12 protein-coding genes and 1 other annotated feature are annotated in these 13,143 nt (G+C 62.6%); of the genes, 9 read left to right on the top strand and 3 right to left on the bottom strand.

The window, feature by feature from the left end; all coding sequences use genetic code 11:
* Nucleotides 1-58 precede the first annotated feature (58 nt).
* Nucleotides 59-1,003, top strand: coding sequence for a 2-hydroxyacid dehydrogenase (locus ASC48_RS13985; RefSeq protein ID WP_055456362.1), 945 nt, complete (start codon nt 59-61; stop codon nt 1,001-1,003).
* Here ASC48_RS13985 and gph read toward each other — a convergent pair whose 3' ends face one another.
* The 3 genes from gph to ASC48_RS13970 form a co-directional block, all read right to left on the bottom strand.
* Nucleotides 1,004-1,663 carry a phosphoglycolate phosphatase gene (gene gph / locus ASC48_RS13980; protein ID WP_055456361.1) on the bottom strand — a complete coding sequence of 220 codons (660 nt, stop codon included), beginning with the start codon at nt 1,661-1,663 and terminating at the stop codon, nt 1,004-1,006.
* On the bottom strand, nt 1,660-2,346 hold the full coding sequence (gene rpe, locus ASC48_RS13975; RefSeq protein ID WP_055456360.1) for a ribulose-phosphate 3-epimerase: 687 nt from the start codon (nt 2,344-2,346) through the stop codon (nt 1,660-1,662). The genes gph and rpe overlap by 4 nt, the downstream gene beginning before the upstream one ends.
* Before the next feature lie 154 nt (nt 2,347-2,500).
* Nucleotides 2,501-3,265, bottom strand: a complete 765-nt coding sequence (locus ASC48_RS13970; RefSeq protein ID WP_055456359.1) for a DeoR/GlpR family DNA-binding transcription regulator — start codon at nt 3,263-3,265, stop codon at nt 2,501-2,503.
* A 287-nt stretch (nt 3,266-3,552) separates the two neighbouring features.
* Between ASC48_RS13970 and glpD the strand changes: the two genes are divergently transcribed.
* From glpD to glpK, 8 genes are all read left to right on the top strand, one after another.
* On the top strand, nt 3,553-5,181 hold the full coding sequence (gene glpD / locus ASC48_RS13965) for a glycerol-3-phosphate dehydrogenase (protein WP_055456358.1): 1,629 nt from the start codon (nt 3,553-3,555) through the stop codon (nt 5,179-5,181).
* A gap of 23 nt (nt 5,182-5,204) precedes the next feature.
* Nucleotides 5,205-6,293 (top strand): ABC transporter ATP-binding protein, encoded by a 1,089-nt coding sequence (locus ASC48_RS13960; RefSeq protein ID WP_055456357.1) that lies wholly within the window; start codon nt 5,205-5,207, stop codon nt 6,291-6,293.
* Nucleotides 6,294-6,303: 10 nt separating this feature from the next.
* The gene (locus tag ASC48_RS13955) at nt 6,304-7,380 is read left to right on the top strand and encodes an ABC transporter ATP-binding protein (protein WP_055456356.1); all 1,077 of its coding nucleotides are present in this window, start codon (nt 6,304-6,306) and stop codon (nt 7,378-7,380) included.
* Nucleotides 7,380-8,252: a carbohydrate ABC transporter permease gene (locus ASC48_RS13950; protein WP_055456355.1), complete on the top strand. Its 873-nt coding sequence runs from the start codon at nt 7,380-7,382 to the stop codon at nt 8,250-8,252. The genes ASC48_RS13955 and ASC48_RS13950 overlap by 1 nt, the downstream gene beginning before the upstream one ends.
* Before the next feature lie 83 nt (nt 8,253-8,335).
* Nucleotides 8,336-9,112 carry a carbohydrate ABC transporter permease gene (locus ASC48_RS13945; RefSeq protein WP_244270066.1) on the top strand — a complete coding sequence of 259 codons (777 nt, stop codon included), beginning with the start codon at nt 8,336-8,338 and terminating at the stop codon, nt 9,110-9,112.
* Nucleotides 9,113-9,129: 17 nt separating this feature from the next.
* Complete coding sequence (locus tag ASC48_RS13940; protein ID WP_050472524.1) at nt 9,130-9,402, top strand: DUF2160 domain-containing protein; 273 nt, start codon at nt 9,130-9,132, stop codon at nt 9,400-9,402.
* A gap of 49 nt (nt 9,403-9,451) precedes the next feature.
* Nucleotides 9,452-11,158 carry an ABC transporter substrate-binding protein gene (locus tag ASC48_RS13935; protein WP_055456354.1) on the top strand — a complete coding sequence of 569 codons (1,707 nt, stop codon included), beginning with the start codon at nt 9,452-9,454 and terminating at the stop codon, nt 11,156-11,158.
* A gap of 125 nt (nt 11,159-11,283) precedes the next feature.
* A complete protein-coding gene (glpK, locus tag ASC48_RS13930; protein ID WP_208975727.1) occupies nt 11,284-12,816 on the top strand; it encodes a glycerol kinase GlpK in 1,533 nt (510 codons plus the stop codon).
* Nucleotides 12,817-12,955: 139 nt separating this feature from the next.
* Nucleotides 12,956-13,011 (top strand) — a sequence feature (sul1 is cis-regulatory element that is thought to sense ions involved in sulfur or methionine metabolism; They are found in Alphaproteobacteria).
* Nucleotides 13,012-13,143 lie beyond the last annotated feature (132 nt).

Here is a 13,143-nt window from a genome sequence, read left to right as displayed (position 1 = left end):
GCAGCATTGTGGCAAGGCATGATCCGGCGCAAATCTGAAAGCGCAAGGTGCCACCGTCATGAAACCCGTCGTTCCCTTCATTGCCCGGATGTCTGCCGAGGAACGTGCGGAGTGGATGGCGCAGTTTGAAAGGCTGATGCCGCAGATCGATGTGCGCCCGCTGGCCACCATGGACGCCGCAGAGCGCCTGTCGGCACGCGTGGCCATTGTCGCCAATCCGGATCCGGCGCATCTGCATGAGCTGCCGGGCCTTGTCTGGGTGCAGAGCCTGTGGGCCGGGGTGGAGCGGTTGCTGGGCGAGCTGATCGATACGGACTTTGCCATCGTCCGCATGACCGATCCGCAGCTGGCGGAAACCATGGCCGAGGCGGTGCTGGCCTTTTCGCTTTATCTTCACCGGGACATTCCGCTCTATCTGGCGCAGCAGCGCGAGAAGATCTGGGCCGAAGCCTTGCCGCGCCTTGCCGCTGACCGGCATATCGGCATTCTCGGGCTGGGGAACCTCGGCAAGGCTGCGGCGCGGCGCCTGCTGGCCAATGGCTTTCCGGTCAGCGGCTGGAGCCGCACGCCTGCCGAAGTGGAGGGGGCGGAGTGTTTCAGCGGTGAGGAGGGGCTGCAGCGGGTGCTGTCGCGCTCGGATATCGTTGTCGTCTTGCTGCCGCTGACGCCGGATACGCGCGGCCTGCTCAACACGGCTCGTCTTGCCATGCTGCCGCGCGGTGCTGGACTCATCAATTTTGGCCGGGGGCCGATTGTGGACCAGCCTGCGCTGCTGGCTGCCCTTGATGAGGGGCATCTGTCCCATGCGGTGCTGGATGTCTTTGCGCAGGAGCCGCTGCCGGTGGACAATCCCTGCTGGAGCCATCCGTCGGTCACAGTGCTGCCGCACATCAGCGCCCCGACAACACCGGCGACGGCTGCACGGATCGTGGCGGCCAATCTGTCGGCTTATTTCGAGCGGGGAGAAATACCGCCGGCGGTGGACCGCCAGCGGGGCTACTGATCAGCCGTTCAGCAGAGCTTCCAGGTCTGCGAAGTCGCTGAAGGCGGCTTCATGCGGCAAGGCCGTCACCGGGCTCTTGCGGTAGCCTTCGGTGAAGAGGAAGAAGCGCGCCTTGGCCGCCACGGCGGTTTCCGCGTCCACTTCGCTGTCGCCCACATAGGCAAAGCCCGGATCTTCCGGCGAAAGGGCCAGCACCTTGGCCGCATAGGCGAGGGGGGCCGGATCCGGCTTGCGGGTGCTCAGGGTGTCACCCGTCACCACCACGTCGAAGAAGTCGCTCCAGCCGAGGGCCGCGACCAGATTGTGCGTTGGCGCGCCGGGCTTGTTGGTGCAAAGCCCCAGACGGATGCCGCGCGCCTTCAGCGCGTGAAGGGCCGCTTCCACGCCGGGGAAAGGCGGGTTGGCGCTGCCGGGGGCCTGCGCATAAAGCTCTTCAAAGCGCTCCACCCGCGCCGCCAGCAGGCTTGCGTCGCCGCTGATGCCGCGGGCGGCCAGCGCCCGCTCGATGAAGCGTGCTGCGCCGTTGCCGATATAGCTGCGGGTCTCGGTAACGGAGAGGGGGGCGAGATCCAGTTCGGCCATTAGCGCATTGCCGATGTCCGTGACGGCCTGCACACTGTCGACCAGCGTGCCGTCCAGATCGAAGATGACCGCCTTCATGCCTTGGCTGCCGCGTTGCCCGCGCTGCGGATGGCCTCGATCTGCGCAGCATATTGGGAGGCCGTCTCGGGCGTGCCGCCCTTGAACACGGCGGAACCGGCCACCAGAACGTTGGCGCCGGCCGCCGTCACAAGAGGCGCGGTTTCGGGGGTGACGCCGCCATCCACCTCGATATCGATCGGGCGGCTGCCGATCATGGCCTTGATCCGGGCGATCTTGTCCACCACGGCAGGAATGAACTTTTGTCCGCCGAAGCCGGGATTGACGCTCATCACCAGCACCAGATCCAGCCGGTCGAGCACATATTCGATGACGCTTTCGGGCGTTGCCGGGTTCAGCGAGACGCCGGCCTTCTTGCCCAGATTGCGGATGGCCTGCAGGGAGCGGTCGAGATGGGGACCTGCCTCTGCATGCACGGTGATGATGTCGGAGCCCGCCTTGGCGAAGGCCTCCAGATAGGCATCGCAAGGGGCGATCATCAGATGCGTATCGAACACCTTGGCGGTGTGCGGGCGCATGGCGGCGATGATGTCCGGGCCAAAGGTGATGTTGGGCACGAAATGGCCATCCATCACGTCCAGGTGGATCCAGTCGGCACCGGCGCCGTCGATGGCGCGGATCTCGTCACGCAGGCGCGAGAAATCGCTGGCCAGCATGGAGGGTGCAATCAGGGTGTGGCTCATGGTGTCACTCCACAAGGATGGACGGCACTTCTGCCGGCCTGTTCCGGGGCTGATGCCCTTGGCGAAAGGATTGCCGCACCGCGGCATAAGCGAGGAGGTAGCCGCAGCAGCGGCGGCTGTCACCCTCTTTCTTGCGAAAAGCCTTAGCGGCGGTTTATCCGCCACAGATCACCGTCTTCGTACCCCATTCCCGGCAGCGTGTGCTGAGGGCAGGAGAGAGCGGCCGGTCGGTGAAAAAGGTGTCGATCTCGCTCAGCGAGGCAATCCGCACGGGCGCGCCGCGCAGGAACTTGGAGTGATCGCTGACCAGAAATGTCTTGCGCGCCTGCCGGATGATGGTCTGGCTGACGCCGACTTCCTGAATGTCGAAGTCCAGCAGGTCGCCGTCCTCGTCCAGCGCCGAGCAGCCGATGACGGCAAAGTCGAAGCGGAACTGTTCGATGGTGCGCATGGTCAACGTGCCGACCAGGCCCCCATCGGTGCGCCGCAAGGCCCCGCCTGCCACAATGACCTGACAGTCCGGGTTGGCGGCAAGGATATTGGCGACATTCATGTTGTTGGTCACAGCCATGAGATTGCGGTGATGCAGCAGGGCGCGGGCAACAGCTTCCGTGCTGGTGCCGATGTTGAGAAACACCGACGTGTTTTCCGGAATGGCCTTCGCGCAGGCCTCTGCAATGGCGGCCTTTGCCTCACGGTTCAGGCTGCGCCGGTCCTCATAGCCGATGTTGGAGACGCCGGAGGGCAGGATCGCGCCGCCATGCACCCGCTCAAGCCGGCCGCTGTCGGCGAGATCGGCCAGATCCCGGCGGATGGTTTGCACGGTCACGCCGAAATGGGCGGCAAGCCCTTCGACGGTGACTTTCCCCTGCTGGCGGGCGAGTTCGAGAATCTCGGGCTGGCGGAAGCTCTGGGACACGGCATATTCCTTTTGGGATGCGCAATATGTTCGGTTTGGTTCCCTTTTTCAAGTTTCAGGCGCGGGGCGAATGCTTGCCGGAAATGTGCGGGGCTTTCTGCAGTGCGGGAACGGATGTGCAATGCACAAGAAATTCATGCTGTTCTGCAGCGTGGCTCTTCCGTGGAGCGTTTTGGCTGGCTGGCGCCGGTCAAGTGTTTGCCGCAGCGTGAGAAAACAAAAACGAACAGAAACGAAAATCAGCGATTGACGAAAGCCTACGTCTTGTGGTTCGTTTGTTTTCACAAATGTCCGGTTTCAGGAGGCACGTGCCCGTGACGTCGCAGCAAGACCAGGTGGTCGATCTCTTTATCATCGGCGGTGGCATCAATGGCTGCGGCATTGCCCGTGATGCGGCGGGGCGCGGCCTGTCCGTGGCGCTGGCCGAGATGAACGACCTGGCATCTGCCACCTCTTCGGCCTCCACCAAGCTGTTCCATGGCGGGTTGCGCTATCTCGAATATTTCGAGATCAGGCTGGTGCGCGAGGCGCTCATCGAGCGGGAAACGCTGTTGGAGGCGATGCCGCATATCAGCTGGCCGATGCGCTTCGTGCTGCCCTATCACAAGGATATGCGCTTCGAGGGCGAAACGCCGACCTCGAAGCTGCTGAACATGGTAATGCCCTGGATGAAGGGCCGCCGCCCGGCGTGGCTGATCCGCTTCGGCCTGTTCCTTTATGACAATCTGGGCGGCCGCAAGATCCTGCCCGGCACCACGACGGTCGATCTGACGTCCGCTCCCGAGGGGGAGCCGCTGCAGGACCGCTTCGCCAAGGCCTATGAATATTCCGACTGCTGGATCGAGGACTCGCGCCTTGTGGTGCTGAATGCCCGTGACGCTGAGGCGCGCGGCGCCGAGGTGATGGTGCGTACCCGTGTGGTCTCCGCCGAGCGCGTGGATGGCCTGTGGTCGATCGTGCTGGAAGACCGCGGCACCGGCGCCCGCACCAGCCGCAAGGCAAAGATGCTGATCAATGCCGGTGGCCCCTGGGTCGGGGATGTGATCCGCAACACGGTGCACTCCAATTCGCAGGAAAGCGTGCGCCTCGTGCGTGGCAGCCACATCGTCACGAAGAAGCTCTTCGACCACGGCAAGTGTTACTTCTTCCAGGGCGAAGATGGCCGCATCATTTTCGCCATTCCCTACGAGACGGATTTCACGCTGATCGGCACCACGGATGCCGACCATCCGGATCCGGGCGTCAAGCCGGTCTGTACCGAGAAGGAGCGCGACTATCTGCTGAAATTCGCTTCCGGCTATTTCAAGCGCCCGGTGACGGTTGATGATATCGTCTGGAGCTATTCCGGTGTGCGCCCGCTCTACAATGACGGCGCCAAGTCGGCGACGGCGGCGACCCGCGATTACGTGCTGAAGGTGGAAGAGACAGGCGGTGCGCCGCTGCTCAATGTCTTCGGCGGCAAGATCACCACCTACCGCAAGCTCGCCGAGCATGCGCTGGAAAAGATCGTGCCCTATTTCCCCGGCACGGCCGGGGCATGGACAGCCGGTGTGCCGCTTCCGGGCGGTGACTTTCCGGTGCTGGGCGTTGCGAAGCTGATTGCGGACCTGCGCGCCGAGTATCCGTTCCTCGACGAGCGCTGGGCCACGCGCCTGGTGAAGGCATATGGCACCGAGGCGGCGGGTATTCTGGCTGGAGCGGCAAAGGTGGAGGACCTTGGCCGTCACTTCGGATGGAACCTGACCGAGCGGGAAGTCAACTGGCTGATTGAAAAGGAATATGCGCGCACCGCCGAGGATGTGGTGTGGCGCCGGTCGAAACTGGGCCTGCGTCTGAGTGCTGCCGAGGTGGCGGCTCTGGATGCGTGGATGAAGAGTACCTGTGCGCTGCGGCTTGGGGAGGCTGCAGCTCAGTAGGAGGAATTGGGAGGAGGGAATACATGACCCTGGTCCTGGAGAATGTCTCCAAGGTCGTGGGTGGGCAGACGCACATCCACACAACGAACCTTACCTTGCGTGAGGGCAGCATGAACGTCCTGCTTGGACCGACTTCGGCCGGCAAGACGTCACTCATGCGCCTGATGGCCGGCCTTGATCAGCCGTCTTCGGGCAGGATCTTCTGGAACGGCACGGACGTGACCGGTGTGCGGGTGCAGGATCGCGCCATCGCCATGGTCTATCAGCAGTTCATCAACTATCCGGCAATGACCGTCTATGACAACATTGCCAGCCCGCTGCGGCTGATGGGCAAGCCCGCTGCGGACATTGACAGGGCGGTGCGTCAGACCGCCGAGATGATGAAGCTCACCCCGATGCTGCAGCGCAAGCCGCTCGAGCTCTCGGGCGGCCAGCAGCAGCGCTGTGCGCTGGCACGTGCGCTTGTTAAGAATGCAGGTCTGGTGCTGCTCGATGAGCCGCTCGCCAACCTCGACTACAAGCTGCGCGAGGAATTGCGCGTCGAAATCCCGAAGATCTTCGAGGCATCCGGTTCGATCTTCGTCTATGCGACGACGGAGCCGGAAGAGGCACTGCTGCTTGGCGGAAACACGGCGGCGCTCTGGCAGGGCCGGGTGACCCAGTTCGGCCCGACGCCGGAGGTCTACCGGCGCCCGGTTGACGCAACGACGGCGCGCGTTTTCTCCGATCCTCCGATGAACTTCCTTCAGATCGCCAAGGCCGGGGCCCGGCTGATGTTCGGTGACGGCCAGTCGATCCCGGCCGCCGGAAAGCTGTCGGATCTGAGCGATGGCCGCTATATCGCGGGCTTCCGCCCCAATCATCTGGAACTGCACCGGCACAGCGCCGATGCCATGGAATTCACGGCGCATCTGATGGTCACGGAGATCACCGGGTCGGAGACCTTCGTGCATCTGGAGCACCATGGCGAGCGCTGGGTGGGGCTTGTGCATGGCGTGCATGACCTGGCCCTGGGAACGGCGCTCAAGGTCTATCTCGATCCTTCCCATGTCTATGTCTTCGGACGGGACGGTTCGCTGGTGGCTCCGGCCGCCTATGCGCTGGCGGCGTGAGGAGGGACCCATGGCCAAGATCACACTCGACAATCTCGCCCATTCCTACAATCCGCGCCCGAAGAACGAGAACGACTTTGCGCTCAAGGAGCTGAATCACGTCTGGAACGATGGTGAGGCCTATGCGCTGCTCGGTTCGTCCGGCTGCGGCAAGTCCACGCTCCTCAACATCATCTCCGGCCTGCTGGTGCCGAGCCAGGGCCGCATCCTGTTCAATGACACCGATGTCACCGGGAAGGCGACGGCGGAACGCAACATTGCGCAGGTGTTCCAGTTCCCGGTCGTCTACGACACGATGACGGTGCGCGGAAACCTGGCGTTTCCGCTGAAGAACCGGGGGGCGGGCGCTGCCTATGTCGCCGAGCGCGTGCAGAAGATTGCCCGGATGATCGGCATGGAAGAGGTGCTGGACCGCAAGGCCCGCGGGTTGACCGCCGATGCCAAGCAGAAGATTTCCCTCGGCCGCGGCATGGTACGGGAGGACGTCAACGCGCTGCTCTTCGACGAGCCGCTGACCGTGATCGACCCGCACATGAAGTGGGAACTCAGAACGCAGCTGAAGTCGCTGCATCACGAGTTCGGCCACACGATGATCTATGTGACGCATGACCAGACCGAGGCGCTGACTTTCGCCGACAAGGTGGTGGTGATGTATGACGGCCGGGTGGTGCAGATCGGCACGCCGCAGGAACTGTTCGAACGGCCGGCCCACACATTCGTCGGCTATTTCATCGGCTCGCCGGGCATGAACCTGATGGATGCCAAGGTCGAGGGCAACTCGGCCTATGTGAACGGGGCAACCATTCCGCTTGGCCACGGCTATTCCGGTCTGGACGGCAAGATCCAGATCGGTGTGCGGCCCGAGTTCGTGCGCCTGTCGGAAAGCGAAGGCCTGCCGGTGAAGGTGCGCCGCGTCGAGGATGTGGGGCGGCACAAGATCGTCCGGGCCGAGTTCTTCGGCGCTGACATCAACATCATTGCGGGCGAAAGCGACCCCGTCACATCCGGCATGACCCGCGTGGTGTTCGATCCCGCGCATGTCAATGTCTATGCCAACAGCTGGCGCGTTACGGGGGAGGTGGCCTGATGGAAAAGACAGTCAATCACAAGGCCTGGTTCCTGGTCCTTCCCGTGCTTCTGCTCGTCGCCTTCTCGGCGGTGATCCCGCTCATGACGGTGGTAAACTATTCGGTGCAGGACACGTTCGGCAACAACAAGTTCTTCTGGGCCGGCGTTGAATGGTTCGATGACATGCTGCATTCCAAGCGCCTCTGGGATGCGCTTGGCCGCCAGATGATCTTCTCGGCCGTGATCCTCGCCATCGAGATCCCGCTCGGTATCTTCATCGCTCTCAACATGCCCAAGCGGGGCTTCTGGGCCTCGTTCTGCCTTGTCCTCATGGCGCTGCCGCTGCTCATTCCGTGGAATGTGGTGGGCACGATCTGGCAGATTTTTGCCCGTGTCGATATCGGCCTGCTGGGCGCGACGCTTCATGGCCTGGGCATCTCCTACAATTATACGCAGGATGCCGCCGCCGCCTGGGCCACAGTCATCGTCATGGACGTCTGGCACTGGACGTCGCTGGTGGCGCTGCTGGCCTATGCCGGTCTGCAGTCGATCCCCGATGCCTATTATCAGGCAGCAAAGATCGATCAGGCCAGCCGCTGGAGCGTGTTCCGCTACATCGAGCTGCCCAAGATGCAGGGCGTCCTGATGATCGCCATCCTGCTGCGGTTCATGGACAGCTTCATGATCTACACCGAGCCCTTCGTGGTGACGGGAGGCGGACCGGGCAACTCGACGACGTTCCTGTCCATCGACCTCGTCAAGATGGCGCTCGGCCAGTTTGACTTGGGCCCGGCCGCTGCCTTCTCGATCATGTACTTCCTCGTGATCCTGCTGATTTCCTGGGTGTTCTACACCGTGATGACCAACCTCGACAAAAGGGAGGGCTTCTGATGGGGGCCGCAACCATGACCGCTGCCATCCCCGCCCGGCGCCGCAGCTCTGCCCGAATTGGCATCAGCTCGCGTGCCGTGGTGATGGCTCTCTATCTGATCTTCCTGCTGCTGCCGATCTACTGGCTCGTCAACATGAGCCTGAAGACCAACACGGAGATCCTGTCCACCTTCTCGATGTGGCCGCAGAAGCCGACGCTGGCCAATTACATCACGATCCTGACGGATCCGAGCTGGTACATGGGCTATGTCAACTCGCTGATCTACGTGGTGATGAATACGGTGATCTCGATCACCGTGGCGCTGCCGGCGGCCTATGCCTTCTCGCGCTACACGTTTCTCGGCGACAAGCACCTGTTCTTCTGGCTGCTGACCAACCGCATGGCCCCGCCCGCGGTGTTCGCGCTGCCCTTCTTCCAGCTCTATTCCTCGGTCGGACTGTTCGACACGCATATCGCCGTCGCCCTGGCGCATTGTCTGTTCAACGTGCCGCTGGCGGTCTGGATCCTGGAAGGCTTCATGCGCGGTGTGCCGAAGGAAATCGACGAGACAGCCTATATTGACGGCTATTCCTTCGGCCGCTTCTTTGTGAAGATCTTCATGCCGCTGATCGCGAGCGGCATCGGCGTGGCCGCCTTCTTCTGCTTCATGTTCTCCTGGGTCGAGCTGCTTCTGTCGCGCACGCTCACCTCGGTGAATGCCAAGCCGATCGCGGCCACCATGACCCGCACGGTATCGGCGTCGGGAATGGACTGGGGCGTGCTGGCAGCTGCCGGTGTGCTGACCATCATCCCTGGTGCGCTGGTGATCTACTTCGTCCGCAACTACATCGCCAAGGGCTTTGCCCTGGGCCGCGTCTGATCTGAGGGAGAACAGATATGGACTGGATGGCCTGGACTGCTCCGACCGCGATTTTCTTCGCGACGATAGCGGCGCTGCTGGTGATCTTCACCGTGCTGGCGATCCGCTTTCCGGAGACGCCGCGCACCGGTGTGCTGCGGATCGAGACGACCCGGGGAGACCGTCTCTTCATAACCCTTCTGGGCTCAGCCTTCATCACGCTTGGCTGGCTCGCCGCCTTCGGCGCTCCCCTGTGGGGGGCTCTGATCGCCTGTCTCGTCTATGCCCTTGCGGTTTTCCGCTGGGTTTGACGGGCAGGTAACCTGATCTCACGATCATGAAACTTCGGGAGGAAATGGAATGAGAGTGTTTTACACCTCCACCGCTATGGCGCTCGCCATGCTGGTTGGAAGCGGAAGCGCCTTTGCTGACATGGAGGCAGCAAAGAAATTCCTCGACGCGGAAATCGGCGGCATGTCGGCGCTGTCACGCGCCGAACAGGAAGCCGAGATGCAGTGGTTCATTGACGCTGCCGCTCCGTTCAAGGGTATGGACATCAAGGTCGTTTCCGAAACGATTACCACCCATGAATACGAAGCCAAGGTGCTGGCCCCGGCCTTCACTGCGATCACCGGCATCAAGGTCACCCATGATCTGATCGGTGAAGGCGATGTGGTGGAGAAGCTGCAGACCCAGATGCAGTCGGGCGAGAACATCTACGACGCCTACATCAATGACTCGGATCTGATCGGCACCCACTGGCGCTACCAGCAGGCCCGCAACCTGACCGACTGGATGGCGAACGAAGGCAAGGATGTCACCAATCCGGGCCTCGATCTCAATGACTTCATCGGCCTCAAGTTCACGACCGGCCCGGATGGCAAGCTCTACCAGCTGCCCGACCAGCAGTTCGCGAACCTCTATTGGTTCCGGTATGACTGGTTCAACGACGAGAAGAACAAGGCGGACTTCAAGGAAAAGTACGGCTACGAGCTCGGCGTGCCGGTGAACTGGTCGGCTTATGAGGATATCGCCGAGTTCTTCACCGGCCGGGAAATCGACGGCAAGAAAGTCTATGGCCACATGGACTACGGCAAGAAGGACCCGTCTCTCGGCTGGCGCTTCACCGATGCCTGGCTGTCGATGGCCGGTGCCGGCGACAAGGGCGAGCCGAATGGCCTTCCGGTCGATGAATGGGGCATCCGCGTCAACGAGAACTTCCAGCCGGTCGGCTCGTGCGTGGCCCGTGGTGGCGACACCAACGGCCCGGCTGCGGTCTACTCGATCGCCAAATACATCGAGTGGCTGAACAAGTATGCGCCTCCGGCCGCTGCCGGCATGGTGTTCGGCGAAGCCGGCCCGGTGCCTGCCCAAGGCGAGATTGCTCAGCAGATCTTCTGGTACACCGCCTTTACCGCCGACATGGTCAAGCCGGGCTTGCCGGTCATGAACGAGGACGGCACGCCGAAGTGGCGCATGGCTCCCTCGCCGCATGGCGTGTACTGGGAAGAGGGCATGAAGGTGGGCTATCAGGACGCTGGCTCCTGGACGCTGATGAAGTCCACTCCGGTTGACCGTGCCAAGGCGGCCTGGCTCTATGCCCAGTTCGTCACCTCCAAGACCGTGGATGTGAAGAAGAGCCATGTCGGCCTGACTTTCATCCGCGAATCCACTCTTGCGCATGACAGCTTCACCGAACGCGCTCCGAAGCTTGGTGGTCTGATCGAGTTCTACCGCTCGCCCGCCCGCCTGCAGTGGTCGCCGACCGGCACCAACGTTCCGGACTACCCGAAGCTGGCTCAGCTGTGGTGGCAGAACATCGGTGATGCATCCTCCGGTGCAAAGTCCCCGCAGGAAGCCATGGATGCGCTTTGCGCCGAGCAGGAAAAGGTGCTTGAGCGCCTGGAGCGTGCAGGCGTGCAGGGCGATATCGGCCCGAAGCTGAACGAGGAGCAAAGCGCCGAGTTCTGGTTCGACCAGCCGGGTGCGCCCAAGCGCAAGATCCCGGACGAGAAGGAGCAGCCGATTACCGTTTCCTATGATGAGCTGATTGCCTCGTGGAAATAAGTAATTAGCTATCGACAATCAGGGGCGGGGCCGTAAGGTCCCGCCTCTGGGCTGACCGGATCCTGGCGGAAACCGCCGCGGAGCCCGGTTTCATCGAACAACAAGATGCTCCCGTCTCACACGCCATGGCGGAGGGGGCTTCTGCGGCTGGTGCAATCGAGGAGGCTGACTTGACCCATATTCTTGCCATTGACCAGGGCACGACTTCGAGCCGCGCGATCCTCTTCGACAAGCACATGAAGGTGGTTGCGAGCGCGCAGGAGGAATTTCCGCAGATCTATCCCCAGTCCGGCTGGGTGGAGCATGATCCGGCGGATCTGTGGTCGACGACGGCCGGTTCCTGCCGCGCTGCGATTGAGCGCGCCGGGCGCACGGGCCGCGATATTGCCGCCATCGGCATCACCAACCAGCGTGAAACGACGCTGGTCTGGGACCGGAGCACCGGCCAGCCGGTTTATAACGCCATCGTCTGGCAGGACCGCCGCACGGCAGACCTGTGCCGCCAGCTGAAGGACGAAGGCCATGAAGCCATGGTCAGCGCCCGCACCGGCCTGCTGCTCGACCCCTATTTCTCCGGCACCAAACTGAAGTGGATCCTCGACAACGTGGAGGGGGCACGCGCCCGCGCTGAAAAGGGCGATCTGCTGTTCGGCACGGTCGACAGCTTCCTCATCTGGAAGCTGACGGCAGGCGCCGTTCATGCAACGGACGCCACCAACGCCGCCCGCACCTTGCTGTTCGACATTCACAAGGGGGAGTGGAGCGCAGAAATCTGCAAGCTTCTCGATATTCCCATGGGAATGCTGCCGGAAGTGAAGGACTGTGCTGCCAATTACGGCAATGCCCGCGCCGATCTATTCGGCCACGAAATCCCGATCATGGGTGTGGCCGGTGATCAGCAGGCCGCGACCGTGGGGCAGGCGTGCTTCAAGCCGGGTATGCTGAAGTCCACCTATGGCACCGGCTGCTTTGCCCTGCTCAACACCGGTGACAAACCAGTTGTTTCGCAGAGCCGGCTGCTCACCACTGTCGCCTATCAGATCGGCGGCAAGCGCACCTATGCGCTGGAAGGCTCCATCTTCATCGCCGGTGCCGTGGTGCAGTGGCTGCGCGACGGGCTGAAGATCATCCGCGAAGCCAAGGAAACCCAGCCTCTGGCCGAACAGGCCGATCCCGGCCAGCACGTGATCATGGTGCCCGCCTTCACCGGCCTCGGCGCGCCTTACTGGCGCCCGGATTGCCGCGGCGCGATCTTTGGCCTCACCCGCAACTCCGGTCCCGCCGAGTTCGCCAAGGCGGCGCTGGAAAGCGTCGGCTACCAGACCCGGGACCTGCTGGAAGCCATGCAGGTGGACTGGACGGATGCAGCCGGGAAGCCCGTGCTGCGCGTCGATGGCGGCATGAGCGCCAGCGACTGGGCCATGCAGTTCCTTTCCGACATCCTCGGCGCCCCGGTTGACCGGCCGCAGGTGCTGGAAACAACGGCGCTGGGCGCTGCCTGGCTCGCGGGGATGGCGGCTGGCGTCTATCCGGACATGGAGGGCTTTGCCGAAAGCTGGGCCATCGAAAAGCGCTTCGAGCCTGCCATCGGCGAAGACGAGCGCCAGCGCAAATACGGCGCCTGGAAATCCGCCGTTGCCGCGACCATGAGCCTTTGAACCATTGACATCCCGTGATCCGGCATGTGCAGCGAGCGTGTGCCGGATCGCGCAGACAGACCTGTATCGCACCGCGTTTTTGTGCGCCTGCGATATTGCGCCGCAGTATCAAACAGGTTAGGTAAAACCCCATAAGTCATCAGGACCCGGTGCAATTCCGGGTGGCTCTTCCGGCCGCCGATCCGCCGGACAATTCACTTGATCCCGCTTGCAAGAAATTCTGACAGTGGCTCTGATCGGCCCCCACGGACGGGTCCAATTTGATTGTTAGTGCAATGATGGTCGTGGCGCCAGCGCGGGCGGCATTGCTGGTTGGGGTTGCAGGGC

It is taken from the genome of Pannonibacter indicus, from assembly GCF_001418225.1.
GTDB lineage: Bacteria > Pseudomonadota > Alphaproteobacteria > Rhizobiales > Stappiaceae > Pannonibacter > Pannonibacter indicus.
The sequence above is the reverse complement of the archived record's forward strand: the minus strand, read 5'-3'. Positions and strand labels throughout refer to the sequence as shown.

What these genes read in the sequence shown, in the direction of transcription:
- ASC48_RS13985 (WP_055456362.1), top strand. Translation starts at nt 59, where the DNA reads ATGAAACCCGTCGTTCCCTTCATTGCCCGGATGTCTGCCGAGGAACGT.
- gph (WP_055456361.1), bottom strand. Translation starts at nt 1,663, where the DNA reads ATGAAGGCGGTCATCTTCGATCTGGACGGCACGCTGGTCGACAGTGTG.
- rpe (WP_055456360.1), bottom strand. Translation starts at nt 2,346, where the DNA reads ATGAGCCACACCCTGATTGCACCCTCCATGCTGGCCAGCGATTTCTCG.
- glpD (WP_055456358.1), top strand. Translation starts at nt 3,553, where the DNA reads ATGTCCGGTTTCAGGAGGCACGTGCCCGTGACGTCGCAGCAAGACCAG.
- ASC48_RS13960 (WP_055456357.1), top strand. Translation starts at nt 5,205, where the DNA reads ATGACCCTGGTCCTGGAGAATGTCTCCAAGGTCGTGGGTGGGCAGACG.
- ASC48_RS13955 (WP_055456356.1), top strand. Translation starts at nt 6,304, where the DNA reads ATGGCCAAGATCACACTCGACAATCTCGCCCATTCCTACAATCCGCGC.
- ASC48_RS13950 (WP_055456355.1), top strand. Translation starts at nt 7,380, where the DNA reads ATGGAAAAGACAGTCAATCACAAGGCCTGGTTCCTGGTCCTTCCCGTG.
- ASC48_RS13945 (WP_244270066.1), top strand. Translation starts at nt 8,336, where the DNA reads ATGGCTCTCTATCTGATCTTCCTGCTGCTGCCGATCTACTGGCTCGTC.
- ASC48_RS13940 (WP_050472524.1), top strand. Translation starts at nt 9,130, where the DNA reads ATGGACTGGATGGCCTGGACTGCTCCGACCGCGATTTTCTTCGCGACG.
- ASC48_RS13935 (WP_055456354.1), top strand. Translation starts at nt 9,452, where the DNA reads ATGAGAGTGTTTTACACCTCCACCGCTATGGCGCTCGCCATGCTGGTT.
- glpK (WP_208975727.1), top strand. Translation starts at nt 11,284, where the DNA reads ATGGCGGAGGGGGCTTCTGCGGCTGGTGCAATCGAGGAGGCTGACTTG.